Source organism: Microbacterium sp. (assembly GCF_031179285.1).
Taxonomy (GTDB): Bacteria; Actinomycetota; Actinomycetes; order Actinomycetales; family Microbacteriaceae; genus Microbacterium.
In genome coordinates, this window is sequence record NZ_JAPSHY010000004.1 from 165,516 (window position 1) to 182,037 (window position 16,522).

Genomic DNA, 16,522 nt, shown 5'->3' on the forward strand with positions numbered 1-16,522 from the left:
CCGTGGAACAGTCTAGGCAAGATCGCCCGCTTCTCAGGGGAGGACGACGACCTGGGCGGCGAAGACGAGACCTGCGCCGAAGCCGATCTGCAGGGCGAGCCCGCCGGAGAGTTCGGGGTGCTCGGCCATCAGGCGGTGGCTGGCGAGGGGGATCGACGCCGCAGAGGTGTTGCCGGTCGTCTCGATGTCGCGGGCGATGACGGTGGTCTCGGGGAGCCCCAGCTGCTTGGCGAACTCGTCGATGATCCGCATGTTCGCCTGGTGTGGGATGAACGCGGCGAGATCCGATGCCTCGATTCCGGCCCTCTCGAGCGCCTCCCGGGCGACCTTGGCCATCTCCCACACAGCCCACCGGAACACCGTCGGGCCCTCCTGCCGGAGCGTCGGCCAGGGGGCAGCTCCGTCGCGGAAGTCGGTGAGGGTGTGGTTCATCCCGACTGCATCGGCCTTGGAGCCATCGGATCCCCACACCGCCGGCGCGATTCCCGGCGTCTCGCTCGGTCCGATGAGCGCGGCGCCGGCGCCGTCACCGAGCAGGAATGAGATGCTGCGATCGGTCGGGTCGACGATGTCAGACAGCTTCTCAGCACCGATGACCAGTGCGTAGCGCGCAGCTCCGGCGCGGATGAGGGCATCGGCCTGGGCGATCGCGTAGGCGTACCCGGCGCAGGCGGCGTTGACGTCGTAGGCGGCCGCAGGGTTGGCTCCGACGCGATCGGCGACGATGGCGGACACCGACGGGGTCTGCTTGGGGTTGCTCACCGTCGCCACGATCACGAGGTCGACCTGTTCAGCGGGCACGCCGCCCTTGTCGATGGCCTCAGCAGCAGCAGCCGTCGCGAGATCGATCGCGTCGGTGTCCTTGACGGCGCGGGATCGCGTGACGATGCCGGTTCGCTGCTGAATCCATTCGTCGCTGGAGTCGATCGGACCGATGAGGTCGCTGTTCGGTACGGTGAGTTCGCCACGCGCGGCGCCGAAGGAGTAGATCCGCGTGAAGGCGGGACCCGTGTTCTGGGTCAGCGTCGGGGTCATGCGGCTTCTCCGTTCAGCAGCGCGACGGCCGCATCAAGGTCTTCGGGGGTCTTCACAGCCACGGTCGGAACACCGCGCAGTCCGCGCTTCGCGAGTCCGGTGAGAGCGCCGGCGGGGGCGAGCTCGATCAACCCGGTGATGCCGTGTTCGGCGAACGAGGCCATGCAGAGGTCCCATCGCACGGGGGACGAGACCTGGTCGACAAGGTATGTGAGCGCCTGAGCCCCGTCGGTGACCGTCGAGCCGTCGCGATTTGTCCACAGGGTGATATCGGGATCAGCGGGGTTCACGTCTGCCACGGCCGTGCGCAGTGCCTCGACCGCGGAGGCCATGTACGCGGTGTGGAACGCTCCGGCGACCTGCAGCGGGATGACCCTGGTGCCCTTCACCGGCTGCTCGGCCAGCGCCGCGAGAGCCGGAAGTGCTCCGGCGACGACGAGCTGACCTCCGCCGTTGTAGTTCGCCGGTGCCAGGTCGAGTTCCGCGAGGCGATCAAGGACCGCCTGCTCGTCGCCACCCAGCACGGCGCTCATCCCCGTCGGAGTGCGGCCTGCGGCATCCGCCATCGCGCTACCGCGGATGCCGACCAGACGCATCCCGGTGGCTGCGTCGACGACACCGCTGCCGACGAGCGCAGCGATCTCACCCACCGAGTGCCCGGCGATGCCGTCGGCGCGGCGGCCCGCGCGCCCGGTCAGCGCGTCTGCCGCGATGAGCGACGCCGCCACGATGAGGGGTTGCGCGATGCGCGTGTCGCGGATCGTGTCGGCATCCGAGACCGTGCCGTGCTCGCGGAGGTCGACGCCTGCCGCATCCGAGTATTCGGCGAGGCGGTCAGCCACCCCGTCCAACTCGAGCCATGGCGAGAGGAATCCGGGGGTCTGCGAACCTTGACCTGGGCATACGACGACAATCACCTCACCAGTCTGCCAACGATCGGCGGGCCGTGGTGGATGATCCATCACAAGATTGCGGGAAACGCTTGTGTGTGGCGTACAGCCGCGGGTCGTTCAGCGGGCAGGGCGGCGCAGCGCAGGCCGGCGACGTACCTGCTCGGCGGCGCCGATGGAGCCGAGGATGAGCGCCGTCTGCAGGATGAGCGCCTCACGCGGGCCGGTGGCATCCCAGCCGATGACCTCGCTGACCCGTTTGAGGCGGTATCGCACGGTGTTGGGGTGGACGAACAGTTCGCGTGCCGTCGCCTCGAGGGAGCGTCCGTTGTCGAGATAACTCCACAGCGTCGTCACCAGATCGGTCGAGTGCGCCTGCAGCGGGCGGAAGATCCGCTCGATGAGCGTCTGCTTCGCGAGCGGATCGCCGGCCAGCGCTCTCTCCGGAAGCAGATCATCTGCCTCGACGGGGCGAGGAGCACTGCGCCAGGCACGAGCGACCGCGAATCCGGCGAGGGCCGCGCGCGCACTCTGGCTCGCGTCCACGAGCGCCGCCACGGCAGGCCCCAGCACGACGTAGCCGGGTCCGAACGAGGGCTCCAGGCGGGTGGCGATCTCCTGGAAGCCGAGTTCGTCCTCCTCGCCCTCTTGACCTGCGATGCGAGCGCGACCGAGCACGAGGACGAGGCGCGAACCCTGCACCCCGATGAGCACGTCGACCGCGAGCTTGCGAGCCGTGCGGCGCACCTGATCGACGTCGAACTGGGGGGGAGTCGTTCCCACCAGCACAGCGACCTCGCCATGACCGTGCCAGCCGAGAGCCGCGATGCGGCTGGGCAGTTCCTCGTCCGCCTCGCCGGTGAGGATCGAATCGACGACCAGCGCCTCGAGGCGTGCGTCCCAGAGGCCGCGAGCCTCGGCGGCGCGGGCATAGACGTCCGCGGCGGCGAACGCGACGTCGCGGGAGTAGAGCAGGATCGCCTCTCGGAGGTCGTTGCCGCGCCCGGCGACCCGCTCCTCCGTCACTTCGACCGTCACGCGGATCAGCTGCAGCGTCTGCTGCAGGCTGACGCTCCGAAGCAGTTCGCGAGGGGCAGCCGCGAAGATGTCCGCGGCGATCCACGGGGTGGAGGTCGGGTCTTCGTACCACTGGATGAACGAGGTGATGCCGGCCTGCGCCACCAACCCGACCGCAGAGCGTCGGGCCGGTGGCATGTCGGCGTACCAGGGGAGGGTGTCCTCGAGCCGCTTGATCGTCACCGAGGCGATGTCGCCGGAGATCCGGCGCAGCCAGGCGAGAGTAGCGGCCTTGTCCATGGCCGTGGCGGGAGATCCTGTCACAGAGGGCTCAGCTTTCGCCGCCCGCGTTGCCGCTGGTCCCGGCGTTCACGTCGTGCAGGCGGTACTTCTCGATGGCCTGCGCTGCGAGCGAGCGATCGACGGCACCGTCCTCGGCGAGCGACTGGAGCGTGCGCACCACGATCGACGGTCCGTCGATCTTGAAGAAGCGGCGCGCGGCGGCGCGGGTGTCGGAGAAGCCGAAGGTGTCGGCACCGAGCGTCGCGAAGCGCTGCGGGACCCACGGGCGGATCTGATCCTGCACCGCGTGCATGTAGTCGCTGACCGCGACCACCGGCCCCTGAGCATCGCGCAGCTTCTCGGTGAGGTACGCGGTGCGGGGCTCCTGGTCCGGGTGGAGGAAGTTGTGCTCATCGGCGGCGAGGCCGTCGCGACGCAACTCTGTCCACGAGGTGACCGACCACACGTCGGCGACCACGCCCCAGTCGTTCTTCAGCAGCTCCTGCGCCTCGAGCGCCCAGGGCAGACCGACACCCGAGGCGAGCAGCTGGGCGCGGTGGCCTTCGCCTTCGCCCGCGGCGACGCGGTGGATGCCGCGGACGATCCCGTCGACGTCGACCCCCTCGGGCTCGGCGGGCTGCACCAGCGGCTCGTTGTAGAGGGTGATGTAGTACATCACGTTCGGGTCGGGGTGGTTGCCGCCGTACATCCGCTCGAGCCCTGAGCGCACGATGTGCGCGATCTCGTAGCCGTAGGCGGGGTCGTACGACACTGTCGCCGGGTTGGTCGACGCCAGCAGATGCGAGTGACCGTCGGCGTGCTGCAGGCCCTCGCCGGTCAGCGTGGTCCGGCCGGCGGTCGCACCCATGATGAACCCGCGCGCCATCTGGTCGGCGGCCGCCCACTGGGCGTCACCGGTGCGCTGGAATCCGAACATCGAGTAGAAGACGTAGATCGGGATGAGCGGCTCGCCGTGCGTGGCGTACGACGTTCCCGCCGCCGTGAACGCCGCGAGCGCGCCGGCCTCGTTGATACCGACGTGGACGATCTGACCCTGCGGGCTCTCCTTGTAGGCCAGGAGCAGCTCCCGGTCGACCGAGGTGTAGTGCTGGCCGTTGGGGTTGTAGATCTTCGCCGTGGGGAAGTAGGCGTCCATGCCGAAGGTCCGCGCCTCGTCGGGGATGATCGGGACGATCCGGTGGCCGAAGTCCTTCGAGCGCAGCAGATCCTTCAGCAGGCGGACGAACGCCATCGTGGTCGCGATCTCCTGCGTTCCGGACCCCTTCTTGGGGAGCGCATAGGCGGAGTCGTCCGGCAGCGAAAGGCCGACGTGGGTCGAGCGGCGCTCGGGCAGGAAGCCCCCCAGGTTCTTGCGGCGCTCGAGCATGTACTGGATGGTCTCGTCCTGCGGTCCCGGGTTGTAGTACGGGGGCAGGTACGGGTTCTCCTCGAGCTGCGCGTCCGTGATGGGGATGTGCATGGTGTCGCGGAACGTCTTGAGATTGTCCAGCGTCATCTTCTTCATCTGGTGGGTGGCGTTGCGGCCCTCGAAGTGCGGTCCGAGGCCGTAACCCTTCACCGTCTTGGCCAGGATGACGGTCGGCTGCCCCTTGTGCTCGGCGGCCGCCTTGTATGCCGCGTAGACCTTGCGGTAGTCGTGGCCGCCACGCTTCAGCTGCCAGATCTGGTCGTCGGTGTAGTCCTTGACCAGAGCCGCCGCGCGCTCATCCCGTCCGAAGAAGTTCTCTCGGATGTACGCGCCGGATTCGGTCTTGAACGTCTGGTAGTCGCCGTCGGGCGTGACGTTCATGATGTTGAGAAGCGCGCCGTCGGTGTCGCGGGCGAGCAGGTCGTCCCACTCGCGGCCCCAGACGACCTTGATGACGTTCCAGCCGGCGCCCCGGAAGAAGGATTCGAGCTCCTGGATGATCTTGCCGTTGCCGCGCACCGGTCCGTCCAGGCGCTGCAGGTTGCAGTTGATGACGAAGTTCAGGTTGTCCAGGCCCTCGTTGGCGGCGACCTGGAGCTGGCCGCGGCTCTCGACCTCGTCCATCTCGCCGTCGCCGAGGAACGCCCACACCTGCGAGTCGGCGGTGTCCTTGATGCCGCGGTTCTCGAGGTACTTGTTCGACATCGCCTGATAGATGGCGTTGATCGGACCGAGTCCCATCGAGACGGTCGGGAACTGCCAGTAGTCGGGCATCTGGCGCGGGTGCGGATACGAGGGGATGCCGTGCGGCGCGCGCGACTGCTCCTGGCGGAACCCGTCGAGGTTGTCTTCGGTGAGCCGGCCCTCGAGGAAGGAGCGGGCATAGATGCCGGGGGAGGCGTGACCCTGGACGAAGATCTGGTCGCCGCCGGCCGGGTGGTCGAGTCCGCGGAAGAAGTGGTTGAAGCCGACCTCGTAGAGAGCGGCCGACGAGGCATAGGTCGAGATGTGACCCCCGACGCCGATGCCCGGACGCTGCGCGCGGTGGACGGTGACCGCGGCATTCCAGCGGATCCACGCACGGTAGCGGCGCTCGACCTCTTCGTCGCCGGGGAACTCCGGCTCGTTCTCGGGTGCGATGGTGTTGATGTAGTCCGTGGTCGGCACCATCGGCACATTCAGGTGCAGTTCCTTGGAGCGCTTGAGCAGGCTGAGCATGATCTCACGCCCGCGGCCGTGGCCCTTCGCATCCACCAGCTCATCGAGCGACTGCTGCCACTCGCCGGTCTCCTCCGGATCGCTGTCGTGGGGGCCCTGGGAGTACGGATCCTGGTCGTGGACGGTCACGGTGGAGCCTTTCGTCAAGCTGGCGGGTCTCGCCGGGAAACGGGAAGCGACACGGGCAGCCTTGTCGGCTGTGCACAACGCGCGCCGATTTCAGCCTAGCCCTCTTGGACAGATCCGTCGCGCATCGGGCGACGGATAGACTGGGCACGTCAGGGCCTTTAGCTCAGCTGGTAGAGCGCCACGTTTACACCGTGGATGTCGTCGGTTCGATCCCGGCAGGGCCCACTCGGAGAACTCCGGGATTCTCGGCTCACCTTGCCGAGCCGGTCACGCTTGGCTGAGCTCGTATCAACGATCGCAGCAATACGGTTCAGACTGAACCAGAGCTGCTGGTGCACCAGCACATGATGGATGCGTGCGACGTCCACAGCGGAGTACGTACGGCACCCGTATGCATGGCGGATGCCGACGCCCCATGGGCGTCGGCATCCATCGTCCGTGTCAGTGGTCGGAGTGGTTCCGCGAGCGGCTGCCCACCTTCGACAGGCCCCGGCTGATCATGTAGCCGACGGCGAGAAGGGTGACGTACCACCACGCCTTGTCGGCTCCGAAGCCCTGCCCGTCCTCGCCGTTGTCGACGACTGCTGCCGCGATCAGGATCGCGAGCGACACCAAGATGAACGTGTAGAACTCCGTCGTGAGGAACGCAGGCTTGGTCTCCGACGACCGGTGAGGCCTGTGCTGCTTGGCAGGGGCGGGGCCGCCCTGCTGCCCTGCCTGCGGGACGTGGTGCTGCTGCGGAGCGGCGGGCTGAGCCGGCGCGGGCTGGCCCACACCGGGCTGAGGAGCTGTGGGGTACGGGTTTGAACCGGGAGGGTTCGTGGGAGGCATGTTGGACATGGTGTTCTCCTTCTGTGCGGATCGGACGGTTGACGCCCTCGAGCGGTAGCTCGTGACGGAAACCTACGCCGGAACGCGGAAGCCGCCTACAGGGTTGACAGAGCCGGCGGCGTGAAGTCCACGCCGGGTGTCCTCATCGGCGAGGATGAAACGACCCTCGCTGCAGGGGTGAGCTGCCTCGTTCAGCTCACCCCTGCAGCACTCATCACAGGTGTCTGGATGGGCCCGGTCCCTGCGAGGGTGTTGAGATGCACCTCCGTGCGCGCGAAAGAGCGGCTCTTGGCTGACAACCACGGGCCTTTCCTCGCATCGGCAGACATGACGCGGGCGCCGGGCATGTCTCGGGTCGCCAGTCCGAAGGGCACTGCGGAGCAGCTCGAGAACATCCGGCGTCTGCGTGCTCAGCAGTAGACGTTCGTGATGGACGCCCGGAAGGAGACGGGCACGTTGGCGTACGAATTCGAGCCGGCAGACGCCCTCACAGTCGTTCCTTGACGCGCCGAGAGTGTGCCAGAGCGACCGTTCGCGATGGAACCGACAATTCCGAGCGCTGCCGTCGACTTCGAGCCGCAGGATGACCACGTCAGCTTCACCCCCGCCTGACCTGCTGCCGAGTATGCGCAGATGGCGCCGGTGGCGCAATCGCCGACTGCGAGGACTGCGGCGGCCTGCGGCTCGGACGGCAGTACGTTCAAGCGCATCCCGAGCTCCGGCCAGAAGCCGCTCGTCTCGGTCACGGCGATGCCTCCGGGCTCGGCTGCGAGGGCGTACTTAACGGCCGGATGAGGGTCTTCGGCAGGAGCCTGCGTGGCGGCGACAGCGCTGGGAGTGCCAGCGAGGCCGACGGCAAGGGCAAGAGCGGCGAGGGCACGAATCATGCGTTGTCCTTCCAGAGGATGTAGGCGATGACCGTCCCCTTGGGAACGGCCAGTGGATGCTCAGCGCTCGTGACCGAAGTCTCAATGCCGACGATTCGGCCCGTCGTGGTCGACAGGAGCAGCGTTGCAGTCTCACCGGGCGTGCTCATGCTCGCCTGCAGACCGAGTACGTCGCGACCGAGCCGGTCCTGGGTCGTCCCGAGCACTTTGAGGTTTGGGTAGTCCAACAGTGCTCCGAGGAACCTGGCGTGCTGTTCGTTCGTGAGGGTCCATTCCCCGAAGACGTCCAGCACGGCCCAGAAAGCATCGCCCGCGGGCGCGCCGGCGGCGAGGGGTGCGTACTCGTTCAGGAGTCCACGGATACGTTCCTCATCCAGCAGGGCGGCGTCCTGAAGTATCGCGGGGTACTCGCCGGCAGCGAAGTGGGTTTCGTCGATGAGCGTTCCGGGCTTGAGTCCTGATGCCAGCGCCTGGTCTCCATCCGCCGTGTACGTCTCGCCCGCAGTTACTCTCCGCACCCCGGAGAGGTCGGCTTGCCACGAGAGCTCGGTCACGATGGGCTCGATGAACGTGACCTCCTGGGGTTCACCCTGGTCGCTGACTACCAGCCGCCATGACGTGGACTGTGCTGCCCGCTGCGGAGCCGGGGGAACGGGGCTGACAGCCTCGGCCAGATGGTTCTGTGCCATGCGAATGGCCTCCTCTGCGGTGAGGGGTGATTCTGAATAGGAGAGAGGCGCCGGGCCGTAGGCCACTGCCGGCTGCTGCCCAACGGGCCCGAGCACCGCGAAGAGCATCGTCACGATGACGCTCAGTGCCGCCACAGGCGCGGTAATCGCAGCAGCGAGTACCAGCGTTCGCCGACGGACAGGTGTGGCGATGATCCGTTCCCGTACCGCGAGCTGACGGGCCGTGAGCGGCGCCCCGGAGGGCGTGCTCGCCGGATTCAGCAGACGGAGCTTCTCATCGAGCTCATCGTCGTTCATCGACCTCACCTACCTTCCGCGCGACATCGAGGAAGTTCCTGAGTCGGTTGCGGGCCCTATGCAGACGCGTCCACACCGACCCCGGGCGAATCCGAAGGGTTTCTGCTACCTCGCCCGCCGTCATCCCGTCCCAGTACGTCAGTCGGATGACCTGGAAGTCGCTGGAGGAGAGCTGACGCAGGGCCTCTTCGAGGGCGATGATGTCAAGCGAGTCAACGGGCTCCGACGCGACTTCTGCCATCCGCTCGACAGTGGCCATCGCATTCTTCTTCCGGTCCTCCCGGCGCTGGAAGTCGCGTGTCTTGTGCATGGCCGTGCGGATCAGCCACGGGAGGCCGAAGGGGTCGCGTCGGTCGAACTTCTGCCATGCCACGCTGAAGACCTCCGCCGCGATGTCTTCAGCGGCTGTGTGGTCGGAGACCTGACCCTCGACGAATCGAAGGACCCGCACGAAGTGAAGGTCGAACATCTCGCGGAAGGCCTCACCCGCGAGCCGGCGCTCTTCCGGGGAGTTCTTCCTTGTCACGCTTATCGACTCCCGGCGCCGTCTATGGTGGCTCTACCGGCCCACTGTAGCCTCGGTCTGCGACCCGGAAAGCACGTTGGTGAAGTGAGTAAGGACTTCGCTTCATCGGCAACGAGAAGAGATGTACGGGCGCCGCAGCCGTTCAGGTGTCGGTCGTGTGGGTGAAATCTCGTCCTGACGTCCATGTCCGTGCCGTATCTGGTGGTCGCCGTCTCGCACCTGTCGTAGTCCCAGCGGACTACGGCAAGTTGATACTCCCGTACGATGACGCGGTCGGCTCCGTCGGGGATCGTGGACACAGATGCCCCGACAACGAATGGAGCCCGTCATGTCCGCAGGAATCGAACGCGACGACGTCGAGACCGGAGAGCCGCCGGTCGATGCGACCTACGCGCTTCTCACCGCTGCCGCAGGGTCGCTGGTCACGGTGCGGACTCGCGCCACGGCATACGTCAGCACGATGGCACTGGCCACACCGGTCGCCGCGACCTCGCCGATCGGGCGATGATGAACGTGCTGCGCAGCGCCGGCGAGTCGACGCTCTCGGCCACCTTCTACGTCGCCGAGGCGGTGGCGGTCATCTTCTGCGCGATGCTGATGGCCTGCGTCGTGCTCATCTCGTTCGTCGTGCGCGAGTTCGCACGGGGAGCGGAACGTCGCCGGACTCGCACGCCGTCGCGCACGCGACCGGCGACAGTCTCGCTCCGATCCGCTCACTGAGTGCGGTGTCGGCTCAGGTGCTCGTAGAGCGCGATGCCGGCCGCGACCGACACGTTCAGCGATTCGACGTTCGAGCTCATCGGGATCGCGTACCGGTGGTCGGTGACCGCCTCCAGGTCAGCGGAGATGCCGTGGCGTTCACCACCGAGAACGAGGGCGAGGCGCTCCTCGACGGTGCGGATCGTGTGCAGTGGCTGAGCGGCATCCGCCGTGAGGGCGGCGATGGTGATCCGTTCTCGTGCGAGGAAGGCGGCGCACTGCACGCGGGTCGCGACGACGAGGGGCGTGGCGAACACCAGGCCGCGGCTTGCTCGGATGAGGCGACGGTCCAGAGGAGTACGCAGGCCGCTCTCGAGCAGGATGAGTCCCGCGGCCCCCAGCGCGCAGGCCGTGCGGGCGATCGCCCCGATGTTGCCGACCAGCTGCACCCCGTCGAGGATGACGATGTCGCCCGGCCGTCGCGCGAGCTCGTCCAGTGACCACGGTCGCGGCGCGCGGGCGATCGCGAACACGCGCGCCTGCTTCTGATCGCCGAAAAGGTCTCGCGCGACGCTGTCAGAGATGACGAAGCGGGGCACGGCGGGGTCGACATCGCCGAGCAGCCGAGGATCACGGCGAACGGCGGAGTGCGTGGCGTGGATGCTGTCGAGGAGGATGCCGGATTCGACCGCCTGCGCGATGTTCTCCTCGTCGTCGATGATGAAGACATTCGGCGTCGCTGAGCGACTGCGCAGCACATCGGCAGTGCGTCGCGCGACCGGATGACGGGCGCTGTCGACGGACTGCCCCCACGTCCTGGCGGTCGGCGTCTCCATGATCGTCGCTGGCATCATGTCACTCAGCGTGAGGGTTGACGCGACGTCAGGGTCAAGCGGGGCGCACCGCCGGCCTCACTCCCAGGCGGCGGTCGCCGGGTCGATCCCGTGGCGGCGGGCATTCGCATCGATGACCGTCGCGAGCCAGCCGCCGAGGCCGGGCTCCAGGTCGTCGAAGTGGGCGCGGAATCGTCCGTCTTCGACATAGTGGCGACCGAGGCACACGTGCATCGAGTGCGTGCACGCGAACATCTGACCGATCATCGCCCGGTGACGCTCCGCGAGACTGTTCGCCGCGTCGCTCCCCGCGGTGACCCCGGCGCGCTTCGCTTCTGCCAGTTCGGCGTAGAGGGCTTCTCCCTCCGCGTTCATCCGTCGCCGTTCGGCATCCGAGAGGCCGGTGGCGTTCTGCTCGAACTGCGACCACTCATCGGAGGCGCCCCAGCGCTCGCGGGCCTCCACCGCCCAGTCCTCGCGCCAGCCGCGGCCGAAGATCTCGGCCTGTTGCCGGGCGGTGAGCGTCGTTCCGGATTCGCGAGAGGAGAGGATCTGATCGACCGCTCCCGCCATCCGCTGCAGCCTGCCGATGCGTTCCTCCAGCAGGGCCCGCTGCTGACGTAGCTGCGCCGTCTCATCGACGGCGGGGTCGTCGAGCAGGTCGCCGATCTGCGTGAGGCTGAATCCGAGTTCCTGATACACCAGCACGCGGTGGATCCGTCCCACATCATCAGCGGAGTAGGCACGGTAGCCTCCGGCGGTTCGTCCGTCAGGGACCACCAGGCCGACGGCATCCCAGTGATGCAGGGTGCGGATGCTGATCCCGACCAGCGAGGCGACTTCGCCCACCGTCAGCTCACGCGCCGGTCGGGGGGTGTACTCCTCGCCGGCCACGGCGCGAAGCCACGGCGCCATCGATTCGGGAACGTTCATGGCCACAGTCCAGCCGTCCTCCCTCTGCCTCTCCGGCTGATGTCGTACTCATCCTCCCATCCATGTTCAGTCCGGCACCGGCACCCTTCGCCGGTCGCGATTAGTGTGGGGGAATCGCACCGGTATGCGGGCGACACTCGCTGACCATCGGAGGCGGCCATGGCTCGACGGATCGTCATCAGCGGCGGATCGGGACTCATCGGCTCGGCGCTGTCGGAGTCGCTTCGAGCCGACGGCGTCACGGTCACCACTCTCGTGCGACGTCCGCCGCGACACGCGAATGAACGGCAGTGGGCGCCGGGGGAGCGGGACCTCGATCCGGACGTTCTCGCCGGTGCGGACACGGTCGTCGCGCTCGGAGGAGCGAGCGTCGGGCGGCTCCCGTGGACGCGGCGCTACCGGGCGGAACTCGTCGGGTCTCGCCGCCGATCCACCAGGACAATCGCGACAGCGGTGCGCGCACTCGCTGCTGACGCTCCCGCGTTCGTCTCCGCGTCCGCGGTCGGCTATTACGGTTCCACTCCCGGCCGTGTGCTCACCGAGCAGTCACCCGCCGGAGACACCTTCCTCGCGAAGCTCTGCGTCGCTTGGGAGGAGGAAGCACGGCGAGCCGGAGAAGACGCGCGCATCGCGCTCCTGCGCACCGCTCCCGTCATCCACCGACAGGGCGTGCTGGCGCCTCTCATCCGGCTGACGGCGTTCGGCGTCGCCGGGCCCGTCGGTCCCGGCACTCAGATCTGGCCCTGGATCTCCCTCGATGACGAGGTGAGGGCGATCCGGCACGTCATCGACGCGGACCTCGACGGGCCGGTGAACCTGACGGGTCCGACACCGGCGTCAGCGAACGAGATCGGCCGCGCGCTCGCTCAGCGCATGCGCCGCCCGTTCTGGCTTCCGGCGCCGACGTGGGCGATGCGGCTGGCCCTGAGCCGGGCGGCGACGGACTCGCTGCTGGTCTCGGATGCCGACGTGCGGCCCGCCGTACTGGAGAAAACCGGCTTCGTGTTCACGCACTCGACGGCGAAGGCGGCGGTCGCCGCCGCCGTCTGACCCGGGGTCAGGACTCCTCGTGCGTCCTGGGATCACCGTCGAACAGCCGGCCATCGGGGCGGCCGAGCGCACTGATAGCGGCGACCTCGGCATCTTCAAGCTGCACGGACGCGGCAGCGAGGTTCGAGATCTGGTGCTCGAGGGATGCGGCCTTGGGAATGGCGACCGTGCCGCGCGCGACATGCCAGGCCAGCACCGCCTGGGCCGCGGTGATCCCGTGCGCTGCCGCGACCTCGACGATCACCGGTTCCTCGAGCAGTTCCCGCCCTCGCCCGAGGGGGCTCCACGCCTCGGTGATGATGCCCCGGTCGCGGTGGTACGCGAGCTGGTCCTCCTGGGGGAAGTAGGGGTGCACTTCGATCTGATTCACGACCGGGCGCACGCCCGTCTCCCGCTCGACGCGCTCGAGGTGCTCCGGGAGGAAGTTGGAGACTCCGATCTGGCGCACGGTGCCGCGTGACCGCGCGTCGACCAGTGCACTCCACGCCTGCACGTACTCGTCCTGACTCGGATTCGGCCAGTGGATGAGGTGCAGATCGGTCGCGTCCAGACCCAGCCGGAAGCGGCTCTCTTCGATGCTCGTCCGAGCACGCTCGGTGCGGTGATGGCGTCCGGGGAGCTTCGTGGTCACGATGATCTGTGCGCGATCGACGTCCGCGTCGGCGACCCCGCGCCCGACGGAACCCTCGTTCTCGTAGTTGAAGGCAGAATCGACCAGTCGATAGCCGGCGCCGAGCGCGGTGGTGACGGCCGCAGCGCCGGCCTCGCCGTTGAGACCGTACGTACCGAGCCCGATCGCGGGCAGGGCGAAGCCGTTGTGCGCGGTGAACAGGGGGACGGTGACGGACGGGGTGCTCACGGTGCTCCTTCGAGTCGGTTGCCTCCAGCGTACGCTGGAGCGATGGTCTCAGCAGGTGCCGGCGCTCTCCGAGACGCGCCATGTCCGTGCTTCTCCGGAGACCGTTTCGACAGGTGCTGCGGGCCTGTCGTCGACGGCACGGCCGCACCTACCGCGGAGCGGCTGATGCGATCCCGCTACACCGCATTCGCCCTCGGCCGGGCCGACCACCTGCTCGCCAGCTGGCATCCGTCCACGCGGCCGCACTCGATCGAACTCGAGGACGACGTCGAGTGGCGCCGGCTCGTCATCGTGGACACAGAGCGCGGCGGGCCGTTCGATCGAGACGGCGTTGTCGAGTTCGAGGCGCACTGGCGCGCCACCGACGCACGCGGAATGCTGCGCGAGCGGAGCCGCTTCGTGCGTGAGGATCGTCGTTGGCTGTACGTCGACGGGGATGTCGCCCCAGCGGCTAAGTTGGGAATGTGAACGCCAGCCCCGAAAACCAGCGCACCCTGCTCGACGTCGCCGACCTCGATCGGCGCATCGCGCAGGCCGAGCGTGCGCGCACGCAACCGGCGCAGGCCGCGAGGATCAGTGAGCTCTCGGCGCTCCGCCAGCAGCAGCTGCGCGAACTCACCGCGCTGACCGGAGCGCGCGACGACGCACGCACCGAGCTCACGCGATTGGAGTCCGACGTCACGGTCGCCGAGCAGCGTCGGGCGCGCGACGCGGAACGCCTCGCCGCCTCGGCGAACTCGAAGGAGGCGCAGGCGCTCGAGCACGAACTCGCCAGCCTCGCCAAGCGCCTCAGTGATCTCGAGGATGCCGAGCTCGATGTGATGGGCCGACTCGAGGATGCCGAGGCCGCCGTCGCCGCGCAGCAGGCGCTCATCGACGCGACGACCGCAGAGGGCACCGCGATCACCGTGCAGGCGAAGGCGGACATGGCAGCGGCGACCGACCTCGTAGCGCAACTCGGGCGTGACCGTGCGGCCATCGTCGGTTCTCTCCCGGCTGACCTCGTCGCCGAATATGAGCGACGCGCCGCAAAGAACTCCGGCGCGGCGCTGCTGACGCGAGCGACCTGCGAGGGGTGCCGCATGATGCTCTCGGGCACCGACCTCAATGACATCCGGCGTGCCGCACCGGAGGCGGTCGTCTCGTGCCCCGAGTGCGGTTGCATCCTCGTCCGCACGGAGGAGTCCGGCCTGTGATCGCGCTCCGAAGCGCATGAGTCGGTGACATCACCGCCCGGGCCGCGCGAGGAACGCCGCATCGCTCTCGTCGAGAGCGGACCCGGCAGGTTCACGGCGATCGACGTCGACGAGGCGGGGCGCGAGCGACAGTGGGTGACGGTGGAGCGGTCCGTGCTCGCCGAGTGGGTCCGCGACGCGGAGCGGGACAATCCGCGTTGGATCATCCGCAGCGCCAGGGAGATCTACCCCGGACTTCTGTCTGCCGGCGCTCGGATGACCCGCACGCACGACCTCATGCTGAGCCACGCGATCCTTCGCGACACCGCCGCCGTGCCGCATCCGCTTCCCCCTTCCTCCGATTGGACCTCTCGGGAGCCGATCGCCGAGGCGCCGGCCCTCTTCGACGTCGTGGAGCGAGCCGCAGCGGACCCTGTCGCAGAAGTCCTCGATCAGTACAGGGCGCAGCGTCAGGTCATCGGTGCTGCCGCCGACGGGCGCCTCGGGTTGCTGTGCGCCGCGGAGTCGGCCGGCGGCCTCGTAGCGGAAGAGCTGCGCGCGGCAGGCCTGCCGTGGGACGTGGCGACGCACGAGGCGATCCTCACCGAGACGCTCGGCACGCGTCCGATCGCGGGTGGTCTGCCGAGCCGCATGGTGGAGCTCGGCGATCGCGTGCGCGAGCTGCTGGGCGATCCCCAGCTGCACCTCGACAGTCAGCCGCGGCTGCTGCGCGCGCTTCATCGCGTGGGAGTGCATGCCGAATCGACAGGGCGGTGGGAGCTCGCCAAATACGAGCATCCGGTGATCGAGCCGTTGCTGGCCTACAAGAAGCTCTCCCGGCTGCTCAGCGCCAACGGGTGGTCGTGGCTGGCGGAGTGGGTGCACGAGAACCGCTTCCGCCCCGTATACATCACCGGTGGTGTCGTCACCGGGCGGTGGGCGTCCTCCGGCGGCGGTGCTCTGCAGGTGCCGCGGAGCCTCCGGCCGGCCGTGCGCGCCGACGCCGGCTGGACGCTGGTGGTCGCCGACGTCGCGCAGCTGGAACCCCGGATGCTGGCGGCGATGGCGCGCGATGAGGCGATGGCGACGGCCGCACGCGGCGCCGACCTGTATGCCGGAGTCGTCGAGTCCGGCGCGGTGAGCACGCGCGAGGAAGCGAAGTACGCCGTACTCGGTGCGATGTACGGTGCGACGACCGGCGACAGCGGTCGCCTGGTGCCGAGGCTGCGCAAGGTGTATCCGCGGGCGATGGGTCTCGTCGACGACGCGGCTCGCATCGGCGAGGACGGCGGGATCGTCTCCACGTGGCTCGGGCGTTCATCGCCGCGGCCATCGGATGAGTGGAACTCGGTGCAGTCTCAGGCCACGGCCGCCGATGCCGACGCTGCGGAGGTGGCCCTCGCTCGCCGCCGAGCGCGGGACTGGGGACGCTTCACCCGCAATTTCGTGGTGCAGGGAACCGCCGCCGAATGGTCGCTGATCTGGCTCGCCGAGATCAGGCACCGCCTGCGGCAGCTTCCGCAGGCCCTGACGCCGGCACCGGCATCCGGCCCGTTCGCGCGCGAGGCGCACCTGGCCTTCTTCCTGCACGACGAGGTGATCCTGCACGTGCCCGAAGAGTGCGCGGATGCCGCGGCCGACGCCGTCCGAGACGCAGCCGCAGTCGCCACCCGGCGCCTGTTCGGCTCGTTCCCCATCGATGTGCCGCTGGACCTGCGGATCGCGCTCACCGCCGCGAAGTAG

General features: G+C 68.4%; 17 protein-coding genes and 1 tRNA gene. 7 read left to right on the plus strand and 11 right to left on the minus strand.

What is annotated here, in order from left to right:
* Positions 1-33 precede the first annotated feature (33 nt).
* The 4 genes from RIN18_RS04225 to aceE form a co-directional block, all read right to left on the minus strand.
* The gene (locus RIN18_RS04225; protein WP_309102696.1) at positions 34-1,035 is read right to left on the minus strand and encodes a beta-ketoacyl-ACP synthase III; all 1,002 of its coding nucleotides are present in this window, start codon (positions 1,033-1,035) and stop codon (positions 34-36) included.
* Positions 1,032-1,952: an ACP S-malonyltransferase gene (locus RIN18_RS04230; protein WP_309102697.1), complete on the minus strand. Its 921-nt coding sequence runs from the start codon at positions 1,950-1,952 to the stop codon at positions 1,032-1,034. The genes RIN18_RS04225 and RIN18_RS04230 overlap by 4 nt, the downstream gene beginning before the upstream one ends.
* Positions 1,953-2,045: 93 nt before the next feature.
* Positions 2,046-3,242 (minus strand): helix-turn-helix domain-containing protein, encoded by a 1,197-nt coding sequence (locus tag RIN18_RS04235; RefSeq protein WP_309102749.1) that lies wholly within the window; start codon positions 3,240-3,242, stop codon positions 2,046-2,048.
* Between the two features lie 31 nt (positions 3,243-3,273).
* Positions 3,274-6,000, minus strand: coding sequence for a pyruvate dehydrogenase (acetyl-transferring), homodimeric type (gene aceE / locus RIN18_RS04240; RefSeq protein WP_309102698.1), 2,727 nt, complete (start codon positions 5,998-6,000; stop codon positions 3,274-3,276).
* Positions 6,001-6,152: 152 nt separating this feature from the next.
* On the opposite strand from aceE, the gene RIN18_RS04245 reads away from it, so the two are divergent.
* Positions 6,153-6,225 (plus strand) — tRNA-Val (locus tag RIN18_RS04245).
* 216 nt (positions 6,226-6,441) lie between these two features.
* On the opposite strand, the gene RIN18_RS04250 is transcribed toward RIN18_RS04245, so the two are convergent.
* From RIN18_RS04250 to RIN18_RS04265, 4 genes are all read right to left on the minus strand, one after another.
* On the minus strand, positions 6,442-6,840 hold the full coding sequence (locus RIN18_RS04250) for a hypothetical protein (protein WP_309102699.1): 399 nt from the start codon (positions 6,838-6,840) through the stop codon (positions 6,442-6,444).
* Positions 6,841-7,241: 401 nt separating this feature from the next.
* Positions 7,242-7,718: a hypothetical protein gene (locus RIN18_RS04255; protein ID WP_309102700.1), complete on the minus strand. Its 477-nt coding sequence runs from the start codon at positions 7,716-7,718 to the stop codon at positions 7,242-7,244.
* Complete coding sequence (locus RIN18_RS04260) at positions 7,715-8,704, minus strand: hypothetical protein (protein ID WP_309102701.1); 990 nt, start codon at positions 8,702-8,704, stop codon at positions 7,715-7,717. The genes RIN18_RS04255 and RIN18_RS04260 overlap by 4 nt, the downstream gene beginning before the upstream one ends.
* Positions 8,691-9,230, minus strand: coding sequence for a sigma-70 family RNA polymerase sigma factor (locus RIN18_RS04265; RefSeq protein WP_309102702.1), 540 nt, complete (start codon positions 9,228-9,230; stop codon positions 8,691-8,693). The genes RIN18_RS04260 and RIN18_RS04265 overlap by 14 nt, the downstream gene beginning before the upstream one ends.
* 328 nt (positions 9,231-9,558) lie before the next feature.
* Between RIN18_RS04265 and RIN18_RS04270 the strand changes: the two genes are divergently transcribed.
* Together RIN18_RS04270 and RIN18_RS04275 are read left to right on the plus strand one after the other, a co-directional pair.
* Positions 9,559-9,738, plus strand: coding sequence for a hypothetical protein (locus RIN18_RS04270; RefSeq protein ID WP_309102703.1), 180 nt, complete (start codon positions 9,559-9,561; stop codon positions 9,736-9,738).
* Positions 9,735-9,950, plus strand: a complete 216-nt coding sequence (locus RIN18_RS04275; protein ID WP_309102704.1) for a hypothetical protein — start codon at positions 9,735-9,737, stop codon at positions 9,948-9,950. The genes RIN18_RS04270 and RIN18_RS04275 overlap by 4 nt, the downstream gene beginning before the upstream one ends.
* Here the strand turns inward: RIN18_RS04275 and RIN18_RS04280 are convergent.
* Positions 9,944-10,783: a TrmH family RNA methyltransferase gene (locus RIN18_RS04280; RefSeq protein WP_309102705.1), complete on the minus strand. Its 840-nt coding sequence runs from the start codon at positions 10,781-10,783 to the stop codon at positions 9,944-9,946. The two genes, RIN18_RS04275 and RIN18_RS04280, sit on opposite strands and share 7 nt — an antisense overlap.
* A gap of 57 nt (positions 10,784-10,840) precedes the next feature.
* Positions 10,841-11,695: a MerR family transcriptional regulator gene (locus RIN18_RS04285; protein WP_309102706.1), complete on the minus strand. Its 855-nt coding sequence runs from the start codon at positions 11,693-11,695 to the stop codon at positions 10,841-10,843.
* Positions 11,696-11,854: 159 nt separating this feature from the next.
* Between RIN18_RS04285 and RIN18_RS04290 the strand changes: the two genes are divergently transcribed.
* Positions 11,855-12,745, plus strand: a complete 891-nt coding sequence (locus RIN18_RS04290; RefSeq protein WP_309102707.1) for a TIGR01777 family oxidoreductase — start codon at positions 11,855-11,857, stop codon at positions 12,743-12,745.
* 7 nt (positions 12,746-12,752) lie between these two features.
* Here the strand turns inward: RIN18_RS04290 and RIN18_RS04295 are convergent, their stop codons facing one another.
* On the minus strand, positions 12,753-13,604 hold the full coding sequence (locus RIN18_RS04295) for an aldo/keto reductase (RefSeq protein WP_309102708.1): 852 nt from the start codon (positions 13,602-13,604) through the stop codon (positions 12,753-12,755).
* A gap of 42 nt (positions 13,605-13,646) precedes the next feature.
* Here RIN18_RS04295 and RIN18_RS04300 point away from each other — a divergent pair, with 42 nt between their 5' ends.
* From RIN18_RS04300 to RIN18_RS04310, 3 genes are read left to right on the plus strand one after another with little or no spacing between them, the layout of a single operon-like run.
* Positions 13,647-14,072 (plus strand): YchJ family metal-binding protein, encoded by a 426-nt coding sequence (locus RIN18_RS04300; protein ID WP_309102709.1) that lies wholly within the window; start codon positions 13,647-13,649, stop codon positions 14,070-14,072.
* Positions 14,069-14,800 carry a C4-type zinc ribbon domain-containing protein gene (locus RIN18_RS04305; RefSeq protein ID WP_309102710.1) on the plus strand — a complete coding sequence of 244 codons (732 nt, stop codon included), beginning with the start codon at positions 14,069-14,071 and terminating at the stop codon, positions 14,798-14,800. Before RIN18_RS04300 ends, RIN18_RS04305 begins: the two co-directional genes overlap by 4 nt.
* A gap of 24 nt (positions 14,801-14,824) precedes the next feature.
* Positions 14,825-16,522: a bifunctional 3'-5' exonuclease/DNA polymerase gene (locus RIN18_RS04310; RefSeq protein ID WP_309102711.1), complete on the plus strand. Its 1,698-nt coding sequence runs from the start codon at positions 14,825-14,827 to the stop codon at positions 16,520-16,522.

Bases quoted from the DNA above. Each gene is read 5' to 3' on its own strand.
- RIN18_RS04225 (WP_309102696.1), bottom strand. From the start codon at position 1,035: ATGACCCCGACGCTGACCCAGAACACGGGTCCCGCCTTCACGCGGATC.
- RIN18_RS04235 (WP_309102749.1), bottom strand. From the start codon at position 3,242: ATGGACAAGGCCGCTACTCTCGCCTGGCTGCGCCGGATCTCCGGCGAC.
- RIN18_RS04250 (WP_309102699.1), bottom strand. From the start codon at position 6,840: ATGTCCAACATGCCTCCCACGAACCCTCCCGGTTCAAACCCGTACCCC.
- RIN18_RS04255 (WP_309102700.1), bottom strand. From the start codon at position 7,718: ATGATTCGTGCCCTCGCCGCTCTTGCCCTTGCCGTCGGCCTCGCTGGC.
- RIN18_RS04260 (WP_309102701.1), bottom strand. From the start codon at position 8,704: ATGAACGACGATGAGCTCGATGAGAAGCTCCGTCTGCTGAATCCGGCG.
- RIN18_RS04270 (WP_309102703.1), top strand. From the start codon at position 9,559: ATGTCCGCAGGAATCGAACGCGACGACGTCGAGACCGGAGAGCCGCCG.
- RIN18_RS04275 (WP_309102704.1), top strand. From the start codon at position 9,735: ATGATGAACGTGCTGCGCAGCGCCGGCGAGTCGACGCTCTCGGCCACC.
- RIN18_RS04280 (WP_309102705.1), bottom strand. From the start codon at position 10,783: ATGATGCCAGCGACGATCATGGAGACGCCGACCGCCAGGACGTGGGGG.
- RIN18_RS04285 (WP_309102706.1), bottom strand. From the start codon at position 11,695: ATGAACGTTCCCGAATCGATGGCGCCGTGGCTTCGCGCCGTGGCCGGC.
- RIN18_RS04290 (WP_309102707.1), top strand. From the start codon at position 11,855: ATGGCTCGACGGATCGTCATCAGCGGCGGATCGGGACTCATCGGCTCG.
- RIN18_RS04300 (WP_309102709.1), top strand. From the start codon at position 13,647: ATGGTCTCAGCAGGTGCCGGCGCTCTCCGAGACGCGCCATGTCCGTGC.